Genomic DNA, 14,683 nt, shown 5'->3' with positions numbered 1-14,683 from the left:
TAGCATGTTATACCACGTAAGAATGGATGTCTTAATACCAACAGATATGGATGCCGACAAGGTCAATGAGCTTAAAGCCACAGAAAAAGCATTATCACAAAAGCTGCAAGAGCAAGGTAAATGGCGTCATATTTGGCGCATAGCAGGTCAATATTCTAACTTCAGTATCTTTGATGTTGAGAGTAATGAAGAGCTACACGACATCATGATGTCGCTACCGCTCTATCCGTACATGAAGGTTGAAGTGACACCATTGTTACGTCATCCATCTTCTGTTCGTAGTGATGACAGCTAAATTAAGCAAATAAAACCTGAGTAAGAATACTCCCTATAGTTATCCCTTAATAAAACAGTCCTCAACAAGGAGAGAGACATGGAACGCAGCCAAATTGAAGCATTAGCCACTCAATTCATCAAAGGAAAAATCGACTTCCCTGAGCAAGTCAATCCACGCGTACAAGAGATTGTCTTACGTATCGTGACCGACCTTATGCAAGCTATTAATGACTTAAAAATCACCGCCGATGAGTATTGGTCTGGGGTTGAGTTTATCGGTGACTTAGGCAAAGAAGCAGGTTTGTTATCGCCGGGTTTGGGTTTTGATCACTTTATGGACTTAATGATTGAAGAAGACCTAAAAGCAGCTGGTCTTGATGGCGGTACGGTACGTACCATCGAAGGCCCACTCTATGTCGCTGGTGCCCCAGAAGAAAAAGGATTTGCGCGTCTAGATGATGGCACTGACCTTGAAAATGGCACGGTACTATTTATGCAAGGCACTGTTTATGGCGAAGATGGTCAGCCTCTGCCAAACGCCAAGGTTGAAGTATGGCATGCCAACAGCTTAGGTAACTATTCTTTCTTTGATGAATCACAATCTCACTTCAACTTGCGTCGTAGCATCATCACGGATGAAAACGGACAATATGCCTTCCGCAGCATCGTGCCATTAGGTTACTCGGTACCGCCAGAAGGAATGACGCAAAAGGTATTGGGCGCGCTAGGACGTCATGGTCATCGACCAGCCCATATTCACTTCTTTGCCAGTGCCGACGGTTATCGCAAATTAACCACACAAATCAACATCGATGGCGATGAGTACCTGTGGGATGACTTCGCTTTTGCAAGCCGCGAAGGGCTGGTACCAGAAGTGACGATGGTTGAAGATGCGGATAAGTTAAAAGAAAAAGAGCTTGATAAGCCTTACGCAAGTATCGACTTTGACTTTCATTTAGTGAAAGACATTGACCAAGCTGTACAAGGCAGTGAAGTAGAACGCCGCCGTGCGCAAGGTTAATGAGCACTCATATTAAATAGTAATAATTCATAACGAATAGCCAATTACGTTTGATACGCCCTCAGTTGTCGTATCAAACGTTAACTTCTAATCTCATTTTACACCGTCATTATACAAGGAAGGCAGCCATGAGCGAGCGTATCAATCTAGTACCTGAAGGATCAGACATCACTATTGATGATTTTTTAGAAGAAAACAGTGAAAAAGGGATTTACCGCCTGCATCGTAGCGCCTTCACCAACGAAGAGCTGTTCGAGCTTGAGATGAAATACATTTTTGAAAACAATTGGGTGTACTTGGCTCATGAATCTCAAGTTCCTGATAACAACGATTATTACACCTCATACATTGGTCGTCAGCCCGTCATTCTTGCCCGCAATAAAGAAGGCGAGCTGCACTGCATGATTAACTCTTGCTCCCACCGCGGCGCGCAGCTATGCCGTCACAAAAAAGGCAATAAAGCCACTTACACTTGCCCGTTTCATGGTTGGACCTTTAACAACTCAGGTAAGCTGCTTAAAGTTAAAGACCCAAGACATGCAGGCTATCCAGAATGCTTTAACAAAGAAGGGTCGCACGACCTAAAACAAGTGAAGATGGCCAATTATAAAGGCTTTATCTTTGCCAGCCTAAATGATGATGTTCAGCCAATTGAAGACTGGCTTGGTGGCTCGACCAAAATCATTGACATGATTGTGAATCAGTCACCAGAAGGCTTAGAGGTTCTACGCGGCACCTCAACCTATACCTTTGACGGCAACTGGAAGCTGCAAGCTGAAAACGGTGCCGATGGCTATCACGTTTCAGCTGTCCATTGGAACTACGCTGCGACCACTGCACGTCGTAAAGAACAAGAAGCCGTCAAAGAAGACAACATCAAGGCCATGAACGCTGGAAAATGGGGACGTCAAGGCGGCGGTTTCTACTCATTTGAAAACGGACACATGCTGTTATGGACACAGTGGGAAAACCCACAGGATCGTCCAAACTATGCTTATCGCGATGATTATGTCGCTAAATACGGTGAAGCAATGGCGGACTGGATGATTGGACGCTCGCGTAACTTATGCCTATATCCAAACGTCTACATCATGGATCAGTTCGGCTCACAAATTCGTATGCTCCGCCCTATCGCGGTTGACAAAACTGAAGTCAGCATCTGGTGTATCGCACCCAAAGGCGAAAGCGATGAGTCACGTGCACGCCGTATCCGTCAGTATGAAGATTTCTTTAACGTTACTGGTATGGCAACACCTGATGACTTAGAAGAGTTCCGCTCATGCCAAGAAGGTTATAACGGTATCAAACTTGAATGGAACGATATGTGCCGAGGCTCCGAGCACTGGATTCAAGGTGCAGATGAAGGCGCTGTCGCTATTGACCTCAAACCTTTAATGAGTGGTGTTAAGACTGAAGATGAAGGGCTATATACCGTCCAACATCGCTACTGGCATGAAGAAATGAAAAAAGCTCTAGAGCAAGAGCAGAAGCTACACGGTGCTAATAGCGACTAATACATTTTTATTATTAATCTGCTATTTATTGTAGAACTGACAAAAAAATAAGGATATCAATCATGAAGAATGCAACTGTTAACATTGAAGACATTAGACAGTTTCTATACCGTGAAGCGCGTTTATTAGACGAGAAAAAATGGGAAGAATGGCTCACTTATTACGATGAAGACTGCCCTTTTTGGATGCCAAGTTGGGATGATGATGGTCAGCTCATAAGCGACCCACAACGAGAAATCTCACTTATTTATTATCCGGACCGCCGTGGTCTTGAAGATCGTATCTTCCGCATCGAGACTGAGCGCTCATCAGCGACCATTCCTGATACTCGTACCACGCACAATTTATCGAATATTGAATTACTCGAAGACAATGACGGTATCGTGACGGTGCGTTTTAACTGGATAAACAAATCCTTTCGCTATCACGAGACCAATACCTATTGGGGTTATTCTCAGTACAAAATAGACATGACACAAGACCAACCAAAAATTTTAGATAAATATGTGGTCTTAAAAGACGACTATGTTCATCAAATCATGGACGTTTATCACGTCTAATCATTATTCACTTATTATTTAGTCACTAGCTTTTAATTAATACGTGTTGAAAAGGGATATTTCTCATGGAATATAATATTGCTCTACAGTTCGAAGACGGCGTCACAGGCTTTATTAAATGTGAAGCAGACGAAACGGTTGCCGAAGCAGCGTATCGTCAAAAATTTAATATCCCTGTGGATTGTCTTGATGGTGCTTGCGGTACTTGCCGTTGCCATTGTGAATCTGGCAGTTACGACATGCACCCTGATATGTATATCGAAGATGCTCTTACAGAAGCTGAGGCTAATGAAGGCTACGTTTTAACCTGTCAGATGATTCCTGAAAGCGACTGTGTGATCAAAGTACCAACCTCTTCTGAAGCCTGTAAAGTTGGTAAATCTACTTTTAAAGGCAAATTACAACAGCTCAATGTTTTGTCTGAGTCTACAATTCACTTTGGTGTCGAGGTCGAAAACCCAGATGCTTTGGTGTTTCTTCCAGGCCAATACGTCAATATCCGTATTCCTAATACTGATGAAACGCGCTCTTACTCGTTTAGCTCAGTGCCAAGTGCCAAGCAAGCTGAGTTTGTCATCCGTAATATTCCTAACGGCAAAATGAGCACTTTTTTATCTGATGCTGCGATCATAGGTCAAGAGATTGATTTTGAAGGTCCATTTGGCAGCTTTTATTTGCGTCCCCTCGTCCGCCCGACGCTATTTCTAGCAGGTGGTACCGGTATTGCACCTTTTTTATCGATGCTAAAAAGTTTAGAAGTGTCTGGTGCTCATCATCCTGTCAGAATGGTCTACGGTGTCACTAATGACGCCGACTTGATAGAGATTGAAAAACTAGAAGAAGTAAAACAAAACCACTCTTGGTTTGACTATTACACCTGTGTAGCGACTGAAGACAGTAGCCATGAGCGTAAAGGCTATGTCACTAGCCATGTGGAAGATGAATGGTTAAATAACGGGGACGCCGATGTTTACTTGTGTGGTCCGTTAGCTATGGTGGATGCTGTGAGTAATTGGTTAGACAGCAGTAATATAAAACCCAGTAATTTTTACTATGAAAAATTCACTCCTAGCGAACAGTAACAGATTATTAGTCTGCGTTAAAAGTTAGTTCTAAATTTAACACAGATTGGCCATCTATATAACGCTGACGCACGATGTGGTAAACGTAATCTGGTTTTAGGAGATAGCAATGAGTAAACGCTTTGATAGTAAGGTATGTATCGTAACCGGTGCCGCACAAGGTATCGGGCGCGGGGTCGCATTACGTTTAGCAAGTGAGGGTGGCAAAATAGTCATGGTAGACTTTTCTCCATTAGTGGAAGAGGTGTTGGCTGAAATCATCGCCAATGGTGGAGAAGCAGTTACCATTCAAGTTGACCTTGAAACGCATCAGGGCGCTAAAGAGGCTATTAATAAGGCATTCGATACTTATGGGCGAATTGATATTTTGGTCAACAATGTCGGCGGCGCAATATGGATGAAACCTTTTACCAGCTTCTCTGAAGCAGAAATTCAAAAGGAAATTAGTCGGTCATTATTTCCAACATTATGGTGCTGTCATGCGGTATTACCAATCATGGTCAAACAGCAGTCAGGCACTATTGTCAATGTATCCTCTATCGCTACTCGCGGTATCAACCGTATACCCTACTCGACGGCAAAAGGTGGTGTCAATGCCATGACAGCGTCACTTGCCTTTGAGTACGCAAACGATGGTATCCGTGTGAATGCCGTGGCAACGGGCGGTACCGAAGCTCCAACTAGAAAAATTCCTCGTAACGCCAATCCTTTAACTGCTGATGAAAAACGTTGGATGGATGCCGTGGTTGACCAGACCATTGATCGCACCTTTATGAAACGCTACGGCACGATAGATGAGCAAGTGAACGCTATCGCTTTTTTAGCATCTGATGAGTCTTCTTATATCACTGGCAGCACGATTCCTGTCGGTGGCGGCGACGAAGGTTAATAGCAATAAATCTGCCAATAAATAGCATAAACCTTAATTTATCATCCTGTGACGAATGCTAATTTGCAAGGAAGCAATATGGCCTCTGTAATCCAAACCTTAAAAAGCGATTGGTCGCTCTCCGCCTCGGTTGCAGGGTTCTTAGCGGTTCTTATTTCTTACGCTGGACCTTTAATTATTTTTTTTCAGGCGGCACAAGCGGCGCAGGTGTCAGAGACGATGATGGCGTCTTGGATTTGGGGAGTTTCTATAGGTGCGGCCGTATCTGGCATTTATCTCTCTATTAAGTACAAGACGCCTATCATCACTGCTTGGTCAGCACCCGGTACAGCGCTATTGGTAACCGTATTCCCAGACATGAGTATTAATGAGGCAATATCCGCTTATATTATCTCAGCCATTGTGATCTTTTTGGTGGGTGCAACGGGTTCTTTTGACAAGATTTTAAAGTGGATTCCAAGCGGTATTGCAGCTGGCATGATGGCTGGCATTTTGTTTCAGTTTGGCCTGGAGTTATTTGTCGCCACTGACACGATGCCCTTAATCGTCTTTAGCATGCTTGGTTGTTACTTATTCGCCAAACGTTTCTCACCGCGCTATACCATGATTTGGGTACTGCTATGCGGCGTCATTTTAAGTGTTCTATTTGGCAAGATGAACCCTGTTGATATGAACTTAGCGATTACCGTACCCACCGTTATCTGGCCTGAATGGACATGGAACGCCACCTTTAACCTTGCTATTCCCCTTATTCTGGTCAGCTTGACGGGGCAATTTTTGCCTGGTATGGCGATCTTAAAGCTCAGTGGCTACGACACACCAGCCAAGCCTATCGTGAGTGTCGCCAGTCTAGCCTCATTAGCCGTTGCTTGTGTCGGTGGTATTACCATTGTATTGGCAGCCATCACTGCCGCTCTTTGTACCGGCAAAGACGCGCATGAACTGAAAGAAAAACGATATATCGCAGGTGTAGCAAACGGTATTTTTTATCTATTAGGTGGTTTATTTGCCAGTAGCATTGTGATGCTATTTAGCCTACTGCCGAAGGAGTTGGTGGCGGCATTGGCAGGTCTTGCGCTGATCGGTGCTATTTCTGCCAATATCACTATCGCTATGAAAGACGATGGTCAAAGAGATGCGGCGTTAATTACCTTTTTGGCAACAGCATCTGGTATGAGTTTCTTGGGTTTAAGTTCTGTATTTTGGGGCATTCTTATCGGCATGATTGCTCATTATATTTTGACAAAGAAACGCTTATTCTCACTTTCTGCTTGATCGATAAGACTCACTAGTATTTCTAGTGACCTCTTACAGTGACACTCATTACAACCAAATTGCCTTAATGGCTTATTAAACGGTTTATTAACAACAATCACAGGCTAACATTATCTAATATTACATTCTCATAGGATATAAATATGATTAACAAAGCAGATAAAAGTATCACTGACGTACTTAGTCAAATCAAAGATGGCGCTACCATTATGATTGGCGGCTTTGGTACAGCGGGTCAACCGGCCGAGCTCATTGATGGTCTTATCGATTTAGGTATCACAGATCTCGTTATTATTAATAATAACGCTGGTAATGGCGATCACGGCCTTGCCAAACTATTAAAAACGGGCGCCGTTCGTAAAATAATCTGCTCTTTTCCACGTCAGTCCGACTCTTGGGTATTTGATGAGCTGTATCATGCTGGCAAAATCGAGCTTGAATTGGTACCACAAGGTAATCTGGCCTGCCGTATTCAAGCAGCCGGTATGGGGCTTGGTGCAGTATATACACCAACAGGCTTTGGTACCTTGCTCGCTGAAGGCAAAGAGACTCGTAATATAGATGGTAAAGACTATGTCTTGGAATATCCGATCAAGGCTGATTTCGCCTTAATTAAAGCCGATAAAGGCGATCGCTGGGGCAATCTGGTCTATCGTAAGTCTGCCCGTAACTTTGGTCCCATCATGGCAATGGCAGCTGACGTGACTATTGCTCAAGTCTCCGAAAAGGTTGATCTGGGTGAGCTTGATCCTGAGCACATTATTACGCCGGGTATCTTTGTGCAGCATGTGGTGCAAGTCCAACCTGAACCTACTAGCACTGCAACGACAGCCACTGTTTAATACTGCCAATTATAAGGATCGTTATTATGAGCCATACTCTACTAACACGTGATCAAATCGCTGAGCGCGCGGCGCAAGATATCCCAGATGGCGCCTATGTCAATTTAGGCATCGGACTACCAACTAAAATTGCCCAATACTTACCTGCTGATAAAGATGTATTTCTGCATTCAGAAAACGGCCTACTGGCTTTTGGGCCACCACCTGCTAAAGGTGAAGAAGACCCTGAGCTGATTAATGCCGGAAAAGAATACGTCACCATGCTAGAGGGCGGTAGCTTCTTTCATCATGGCGACTCTTTTGCCATGATGCGCGGTGGTCATATCGACATTTGCGTATTGGGCGCGTTTCAGGTGGCTGCCAATGGTGACTTGGCCAACTGGAGTACTGGTGCAGAGGATGCAATACCTGCTGTTGGCGGTGCTATGGACTTAGCCGTCGGTGCCAAAAAAGTCTTTGTGATGACCAATCACACGACCAAAACTGGCGACCCTAAAATCGTCAGCGAGCTTACCTATCCTGTGACTGGCAAAAACTGCGTGGATCGAATTTATACTGACCTATGTGTCATCGACGTTACCGACAACGGTCTAAAAGTCATAGAAAAGGTTAATGGCTTAAGCTTTACTGATTTACAAGCATTGACTGGTGCGACGCTAATTGACGCTACTAAATAAAAATAATAAAAAGGACAAGGATGATGACTGATTCAATCACTAGTTTAAATAACGCTTATATTATCGATGCCATTCGTACCCCTTTTGGTCGCTACGGCGGCGGTCTAGCACCAATACGTGCTGACGATTTAGGTGCTATCCCTATCAAGGCGTTAATAGAACGCAATGCTAATGTCGATTGGGTAAAAGTAGATGACGTCATCTATGGCTGCGCCAATCAAAGCGGCGAAGACAATCGCAACGTCGGACGTATGTCGTCATTGCTAGCAGGCTTACCTTATCAAGTGCCTGCCACGACTGTGAACCGCTTATGTGGCTCATCTATGGATGCTTTAGCAATGGCAGCACGCGCTATTAAAGCAGGTGAGGCCAACCTTATTATTGCAGGCGGTGTTGAGAGCATGAGCCGTGCACCATTTGTGATGGGCAAATCGGAAAAGCCATTTGATCGTACTAATAAACTTGAAGATACCACCATGGGTTGGAGATTTATCAATCCAAAACTTGATGAGTTATATGGCACGGAGACCATGCCGCAAACCGCAGAAAATGTCGCAAAGCAATTCAATGTCAATCGTGCTGACCAAGATGCATTTGCGCTACGTAGCCAACAACGTACCGCAGCGGCGCAAGAGGCAGGATTTTTCAAAGACGAGATTACTCCTGTCATCATCCCACAACGTAAAGGTGAGCCTATCATTGTCGATACCGACGAGCACCCTCGTGCTGATACCACGCTTGAGAAGTTGACCAAACTGCGCCCTATCGTCAGCGCAGATGGTACGGTGACGGCCGGCAACGCTTCTGGAATTAATGATGGGGCGGCCGCTTTTTTAGTAGCGTCAGAGCAAGCCGTTAAAGAATTTAATCTCAAGCCACGTGCACGTATCATAGCCTCGACCACGGTAGGCGTTGAGCCACGTATTATGGGCTTTGCACCAGCACCAGCGATGAAAAAGCTACTGGCGCAAACAGGATTATCTCTCGATGAGATGGATGTTATTGAATTAAACGAAGCCTTTGCCGCTCAAGCTCTCGCCTGTACACGCGATTTAGGATTACCTGATGATAGCGTGCGCGTCAATCCTAATGGCGGCGCTATTGCGCTTGGCCATCCACTTGGTGCATCGGGCGCACGTCTTATTCTAACCGCCCTTAATCAACTTGAGTACACGGGTAAGCGTTATGCAATCTGTTCTATGTGTATTGGCGTTGGACAGGGTATCGCGATGATTGTTGAGCGTGTTGATAACGATTAAGCAGCACTATTAATAAATGTAAATCTAACCAAGCACAATTGCTATTTCACTAACATTGCAATGGTTAAAAGGACAATAATTATGCCTGTATTCGACAGCAAAGACGTAACACTAAACTATGCCACTTTTGGTGATAGCAGCAACCCCTCTCTACTATTCTCCAACTCTTTAGGTACCAGCTATCATATGTGGCAGCCACAAATTGATGCTTTGCAAACTGATTATTTTATTATCTGTTACGACACCCGTGGTCATGGTAAGTCTTCCGCACCAACAGGTCCTTATAATTTGGATCAGCTTGGGCAAGATGTGATTGATTTGCTTGATCACCTAAGTATTGATAAAGCATTCTTTTGTGGCATCTCTATGGGTGGAATGACAGGCCAATGGCTGGCTATTCACTACCCTGACCGCTTCTACCAATTGATGTTATGCAACACCGCCGCGAAGATTGGTAACAAGGCCGCATGGGTAGATCGCGCGCAATTGGTACGCGAGCAAGGGTTGGCGCCGATAGCATCGACCGCAGCATCACGTTGGTTCACACCGGGTTTTATCGATAACTATCCTGATGTGGTCGCCGCCTTGTCCAGCACTCTTGCGGATGGCAGTAGCGAGGGCTATGCCAGCTGCTGTGAGGCGTTGTCTATCGCTGATACTAGCGAGCAGTTAAAAAATATCCGCGTGCCTGTCACAGTGCTTTCAGGCTCTGAAGACCCAGTGACGACGGTCGCCGATGGTCAATATATGGTCGACCACATCCCTAACGCTACGCTCGCTACTATCGATGCCTCGCATATCTCAAATATTGAACAGCCTGAAGCATTCAATAAACTCGTGCGACAATATTTGAAACACTAATACTACTATAGCCTTTGTCCAAATATACCCACTGCTATGTGCGATGCTAGTGGTATCTGCGTAATGCTTAGATTGCTCATATGTCTTTTAGATATATGAGCAATCTTTTTTGCCCATCTTTTGAGGGATATCATCTATTAACAATACGCATATTCTTTCTCAAAAAAGATATAACAGATATTCATGGGCTTATTTGATTATCGCAGTATCCTGTAAAGAAAACCTCTGCTTCTATTATCAAGGCTGTCTATCCACTGTTATATTCCTTTACCTTATATAAATTAAAAAATCATACCTTTTAGGTATGAATTGATACTTAGATAGTTTTTGACTTGCTTGCCATAAAACCATAACTTAATAAGCACTTATAAGGATATTACCCATGGAGAAAAACGAATGGAATCGCCAACCTTAAACATCAATAAAGTTATTGATGAAGCCAAATTTGCCCCTTTTCATTGGAAAGTGCTGTTCTGGTGCTTATTAATTATTATCTTTGATGGCTACGATCTTATTATTTATGGTGTGGCTCTACCTTTACTCATGGAAGAGTGGTCATTAACTGCGGTACAAGCAGGCTTCCTTGCCAGCGCGGCACTTTTTGGGATGATGTTTGGCGCCATGATTTTCGGTACTTTATCTGACAAAATCGGACGCAAAAAGACCATCATGATCTGCGTCGGTTTATTCAGTAGCTTTACCTTTTTTGGCGCTTTTGCTAATGGTCCAATGCAGTTTGCAGCTTTGCGCTTCATTGCTGGTCTTGGTATCGGCGGTGTGATGCCAATCTGTGTGGCACTGACTTCAGAATATGCGCCAAAACGCATCCGCAGTACTTTGGTCGCGATTATGTTCAGTGGTTACGCCATAGGTGGCATGGCATCAGCATTATTGGGATCGTTTTTGGTGATAGATTATGGTTGGGAAATTATGTTTTATATTGCAGGGATACCTACTCTGCTATTGCCAATCATCTGGAAAATGCTGCCTGAATCATTGATGTATTTGGTCAAAGAAAAAAGACATGATGAGGCCAAAAAAATCGTCCGTAGACTTTTACCACAACAGACTGTCACCACCTCTACTACCTTAATATTAGATGAGCCTACTAAAGGGGATGATGCGCCTATCAAGGCATTATTCCTAAAAAATCGCGGCTTTACTACCCTGATGTTTTGGGTAGCCTTCTTTATGTGCTTGTTGATGGTATACGCTTTGGCCAGTTGGTTACCGAAGCTGATGATTCAAGCAGGTTACTCACTAGGCGCTAGTATGTTGTTCTTATTTGCGCTCAATATTGGTGGTATGGTTGGGGCTATTGGTGGCGGAGTATTGGCTGACAAATTCCATCTTAAACCTGTTTTGACCATTATGTTTGCTTTAGGTGCGGTGTCGTTGATACTGCTTGGCTACAATAGCCCTCAGGTGGTGCTATATACTCTTATCGCAATCGCTGGAGCCACCACTATCGGCTCCCAAATACTACTCTATACCTTTGTTGCTCAATACTATCCTACTACCGTACGTACGACGGCGATGGGCTGGGCATCAGGTATCGGTCGTATTGGGGCTATCGTAGGACCCATTCTAACTGGTGCGCTACTTACGCTTGAGCTCAGCCATCAAACCAACTTTTTATTTATCGCCATCCCCGGTGTTATCGCTGCGGTTGCTATTTTCCTTGTCAACTTAAGTGCTGCGGTTGATGGCAAAAAAGTTCAAGAAAGATCAGTGATTTTAGATACTTCGGCCGCCTAAGTCTAATATGAGTTTAAATATTTATTCTTAATCATATCTACTAGTTCACATGCATCATTAATTATATTTTTATCATATAAACGTAGCGCTATTTAAAGTAAGTTCATAGCTTAAATTAATATTAAATGCACCACACTTATTAGACATAAGAGGCTTGCAAGCAATTGGAAGCCTTTTTTGTTGGCTAAAAATTAATGAGTAGGACAATAAATCTTATGCTAAATACTTGTGCTAGCCCTCGCTAAATTCATCACGCAACTTATTAATGCCATACTTCAAATAAGTTATTAAAAGCTCAATGTGATGACATGTCTGGGCAAAATTTGTTACCATGACTTTTAGATGCTACGATTTAGGTAATTTCACTTAGGTAACACAGACATGGCTAAAAACGCCCTACAAGAACAACTCTTAAAAGCTGGATTGGTGGATAGCAAAAAAGCCAAAAAAATCAGCAAACAGTCGCAGCATGCTAAGCGTACTGGCGACTTATCAAATCTTGAAGCTAAAAAAGCCTTGGCAGAAGCCCAAGCCAAAAAAATAGAAAAAGACCAAAAGCTCAATCAGGAAAAACAGCAACTTTTAGAAGAAAAAATGCTAAAAGCCAACGTTATTCAGATGATTAAGCAGCACCAAATCACAGAAACACAGGGTGATGTCACCTATCAGTTTATTGACGATGCTAAGATTAAAAAGATTTATATTACCCAGAAGCTATATGATCAAATAGTGGCAGGTCATGTAGTGATTGCGCGCTTGGAAGACGATTACGCGTTACTCCCTCGTCCATTGGCTGACCGTATCAACTCGAAGCTAGAAGGCTTTATGGTGGTATCGAATGACAAGTCAGAGGTTGAGCTAGCAGAAGATGACCCTTACGCCGCTTACGTGATTCCAGATGATTTGATGTGGTAGGCATTTATTATATGGCTAGGCATTAAACCCGAACCCCTGTATAGAACTAAGTCGTCTATGCAGGGGTCTTTATATGATATAAGCATGGAAATATAAAGTAATTAAGAAGGTAGCAAAACATGCTTGCTTTTTTGATAGGCGGATAAACCATCCCTGCCCAATTCGCGACCGATGCCACTTTGCTTAAACCCGCCCCAGCCCGCCTCAGGTAATACGATTTGCTGCTCATTAATCCAAATATGACCAGCCTCTATTTGTAGTGCCATCTCTAATACCGCTGTTTCATCCGCACTAACAATAGTCGCTGCCAAGGCGTATTTGCTGTCATTGGCTAAACGGATTGCCTCGACATTGTCGCTAAAGGTTGCACTTACCAATACCGGTCCAAATATTTCTTCCATCCACAACTGACTGCTCACTGGCACATCAGTATAAATGGTCGGCGTTGCAAAATACCCTTGGCGCTTTAATATCTCGCCCCCTGTTAGACAGTCAAGGTTTTCAGCAGTAGCGATATCCATATATTTTTTGACTTCAGCGAGTTGTTGTTTACTCACCAACGGACCCATTTGTGTGGCAGTATCGAAGCCATCACCTATGTACAAATCTTCTGTTTTAGCTTTCAATCTTTTAAATAATGACTGAGCAATCTCTTGATGGACAAGCAGCCTTGAAGTCGCTGAGCAGATTTGACCCGCGTTGGTAAATATACCACCAATGATCAAATCACAGGCGTATTCAATATCAGCATCTGCGCACACGACGATGGCGGACTTACCACCAAGCTCTAAGCTAATGTCTTTAATGCCTTTTGCCGCTTGAATCATCACTTTTTCGCCGACCAAATTACTGCCGGTAAAAGATACTTTATCAATCCATGGATGGCTAGTCATAGCGGCACCTACTTCGGCACCACCGGGTAAAATATTGACCACCCCTTTTGGCATCTGGATAGCAGATAAGATATTGCCCAGCATCAATTCAGGTAGTAATGTCACCTCAGAGGGTTTTAACAGTACGGTACAGCCAGCAGCCAATGCAGGGGCTAATTTCCAAGCAGTAGTTACCATCGGGAAATTCCATGGGACGATAAGCGCACAAAGACCAACGGGCGCATAGGTCTTTAGCAAGCGTATGCCTGATTCACTAGAGACCTCAGACCATGTCTCTTGCTCTGTAATCAGATTCGCATAATAACGATAACAAGCAATGGCGTCACTGACGTCTATTTTTGCCTCTTCAATGGGCTTACCGTTATTAAATACTGACAACCCAACCAACTTATCGAACTGCTGCTCCATCTCATCCGCAATGGCATTAAGATAATGAGCACGGGTACTAACACTGGTTTGAGACCAAGCCGGATAGGCTTTAGCAGCAGCATCCACTGCCCTATCTACATGAAATTTTGTACTAAGCCTAGTCGTTGCAATCACCTCTCCTAAATTTGGGTCATATAAAGCATGATCGTCTACTGTATCAGAATCAGACGCTTCAATAGTGATCCATTCACCATCTATGTAAGCAGCATTTAACCTCACATCATTTTGCATCGTCTGTTTGGCGATGTCTCGTCTTAAGTCGTTAGAATTATCCATTATTTTTATTACCTCATATTTTAAACACTGTTCATATAACAGCCTTTGCTGCCCATCTATTGTTAAAGAAACATTTATTGATATCTCTTTTTATAATGTATCTTGATGATTTATTTTGCTAAAAAAATAGTCGATTCAACCTGTAATTAGGCAAAA

At 43.5% G+C, this 14,683-nt stretch carries 14 protein-coding genes; 13 read left to right on the top strand and 1 reads right to left on the bottom strand.

The genetic code is table 11. The features are described 5' to 3' along the window. Positions 1-4: 4 nt before the first annotated feature. The 13 genes from catC (at position 5) to FQ084_RS03575 (ending at position 12,929) form a co-directional block, all read left to right on the top strand. A complete protein-coding gene (gene catC, locus FQ084_RS03635) occupies positions 5-295 on the top strand; it encodes a muconolactone Delta-isomerase (RefSeq protein WP_011513602.1) in 291 nt (96 codons plus the stop codon). 78 nt (positions 296-373) lie between these two features. Further along, positions 374-1,297, top strand: a complete 924-nt coding sequence (gene catA / locus FQ084_RS03630; RefSeq protein ID WP_149489251.1) for a catechol 1,2-dioxygenase — start codon at positions 374-376, stop codon at positions 1,295-1,297. A 128-nt stretch (positions 1,298-1,425) separates the two neighbouring features. Further along, a complete protein-coding gene (benA, locus tag FQ084_RS03625; protein WP_149489250.1) occupies positions 1,426-2,811 on the top strand; it encodes a benzoate 1,2-dioxygenase large subunit in 1,386 nt (461 codons plus the stop codon). Between the two features lie 62 nt (positions 2,812-2,873). Next, positions 2,874-3,371 carry a benzoate 1,2-dioxygenase small subunit gene (benB, locus tag FQ084_RS03620; RefSeq protein ID WP_020443471.1) on the top strand — a complete coding sequence of 166 codons (498 nt, stop codon included), beginning with the start codon at positions 2,874-2,876 and terminating at the stop codon, positions 3,369-3,371. A 65-nt stretch (positions 3,372-3,436) separates the two neighbouring features. Continuing rightward, entirely contained in the window at positions 3,437-4,453 is a 1,017-nt protein-coding gene (gene benC, locus FQ084_RS03615; RefSeq protein ID WP_149489249.1) for a benzoate 1,2-dioxygenase electron transfer component BenC, read from the top strand. Between the two features lie 109 nt (positions 4,454-4,562). Beyond that, the gene (locus tag FQ084_RS03610) at positions 4,563-5,342 is read left to right on the top strand and encodes a 1,6-dihydroxycyclohexa-2,4-diene-1-carboxylate dehydrogenase (RefSeq protein WP_149489248.1); all 780 of its coding nucleotides are present in this window, start codon (positions 4,563-4,565) and stop codon (positions 5,340-5,342) included. Positions 5,343-5,420: 78 nt separating this feature from the next. Next, the gene (gene benE / locus FQ084_RS03605) at positions 5,421-6,617 is read left to right on the top strand and encodes a benzoate/H(+) symporter BenE (RefSeq protein WP_149489247.1); all 1,197 of its coding nucleotides are present in this window, start codon (positions 5,421-5,423) and stop codon (positions 6,615-6,617) included. A 143-nt stretch (positions 6,618-6,760) separates the two neighbouring features. After that, positions 6,761-7,459: a 3-oxoacid CoA-transferase subunit A gene (locus tag FQ084_RS03600; RefSeq protein ID WP_149489246.1), complete on the top strand. Its 699-nt coding sequence runs from the start codon at positions 6,761-6,763 to the stop codon at positions 7,457-7,459. A gap of 26 nt (positions 7,460-7,485) precedes the next feature. Then, complete coding sequence (locus tag FQ084_RS03595; protein WP_149489245.1) at positions 7,486-8,136, top strand: 3-oxoacid CoA-transferase subunit B; 651 nt, start codon at positions 7,486-7,488, stop codon at positions 8,134-8,136. Positions 8,137-8,159: 23 nt separating this feature from the next. Further along, on the top strand, positions 8,160-9,395 hold the full coding sequence (pcaF, locus tag FQ084_RS03590; RefSeq protein WP_149489589.1) for a 3-oxoadipyl-CoA thiolase: 1,236 nt from the start codon (positions 8,160-8,162) through the stop codon (positions 9,393-9,395). 81 nt (positions 9,396-9,476) lie between these two features. Continuing rightward, the gene (gene pcaD, locus FQ084_RS03585; protein ID WP_149489244.1) at positions 9,477-10,256 is read left to right on the top strand and encodes a 3-oxoadipate enol-lactonase; all 780 of its coding nucleotides are present in this window, start codon (positions 9,477-9,479) and stop codon (positions 10,254-10,256) included. Positions 10,257-10,652: 396 nt separating this feature from the next. Continuing rightward, positions 10,653-12,014, top strand: coding sequence for an MFS transporter (locus FQ084_RS03580; RefSeq protein ID WP_149489243.1), 1,362 nt, complete (start codon positions 10,653-10,655; stop codon positions 12,012-12,014). Between the two features lie 381 nt (positions 12,015-12,395). Continuing rightward, a complete protein-coding gene (locus FQ084_RS03575) occupies positions 12,396-12,929 on the top strand; it encodes a DUF2058 domain-containing protein (RefSeq protein ID WP_149489242.1) in 534 nt (177 codons plus the stop codon). A 101-nt stretch (positions 12,930-13,030) separates the two neighbouring features. On the opposite strand, the gene FQ084_RS03570 is transcribed toward FQ084_RS03575, so the two are convergent. Continuing rightward, positions 13,031-14,527 (bottom strand): aldehyde dehydrogenase family protein, encoded by a 1,497-nt coding sequence (locus FQ084_RS03570; RefSeq protein WP_262880643.1) that lies wholly within the window; start codon positions 14,525-14,527, stop codon positions 13,031-13,033. Positions 14,528-14,683 lie beyond the last annotated feature (156 nt).

The organism is Psychrobacter sp. ANT_WB68 (genome assembly GCF_008369115.1).
GTDB lineage: Bacteria > Pseudomonadota > Gammaproteobacteria > Pseudomonadales > Moraxellaceae > Psychrobacter.
This window is presented reverse-complemented; position numbering and strand designations above follow the sequence as displayed.

Coding starts and splice junctions, on each gene's coding strand:
- FQ084_RS03575 (WP_149489242.1), top strand. CDS start 12,396: ATGGCTAAAAACGCCCTACAAGAACAACTCTTAAAAGCTGGATTGGTG.
- benB (WP_020443471.1), top strand. CDS start 2,874: ATGAAGAATGCAACTGTTAACATTGAAGACATTAGACAGTTTCTATAC.
- benA (WP_149489250.1), top strand. CDS start 1,426: ATGAGCGAGCGTATCAATCTAGTACCTGAAGGATCAGACATCACTATT.
- pcaF (WP_149489589.1), top strand. CDS start 8,160: ATGACTGATTCAATCACTAGTTTAAATAACGCTTATATTATCGATGCC.
- catA (WP_149489251.1), top strand. CDS start 374: ATGGAACGCAGCCAAATTGAAGCATTAGCCACTCAATTCATCAAAGGA.
- FQ084_RS03570 (WP_262880643.1), bottom strand. CDS start 14,527: ATGGATAATTCTAACGACTTAAGACGAGACATCGCCAAACAGACGATG.
- FQ084_RS03580 (WP_149489243.1), top strand. CDS start 10,653: ATGGAATCGCCAACCTTAAACATCAATAAAGTTATTGATGAAGCCAAA.
- benE (WP_149489247.1), top strand. CDS start 5,421: ATGGCCTCTGTAATCCAAACCTTAAAAAGCGATTGGTCGCTCTCCGCC.
- benC (WP_149489249.1), top strand. CDS start 3,437: ATGGAATATAATATTGCTCTACAGTTCGAAGACGGCGTCACAGGCTTT.
- FQ084_RS03600 (WP_149489246.1), top strand. CDS start 6,761: ATGATTAACAAAGCAGATAAAAGTATCACTGACGTACTTAGTCAAATC.
- FQ084_RS03610 (WP_149489248.1), top strand. CDS start 4,563: ATGAGTAAACGCTTTGATAGTAAGGTATGTATCGTAACCGGTGCCGCA.
- pcaD (WP_149489244.1), top strand. CDS start 9,477: ATGCCTGTATTCGACAGCAAAGACGTAACACTAAACTATGCCACTTTT.
- catC (WP_011513602.1), top strand. CDS start 5: ATGTTATACCACGTAAGAATGGATGTCTTAATACCAACAGATATGGAT.
- FQ084_RS03595 (WP_149489245.1), top strand. CDS start 7,486: ATGAGCCATACTCTACTAACACGTGATCAAATCGCTGAGCGCGCGGCG.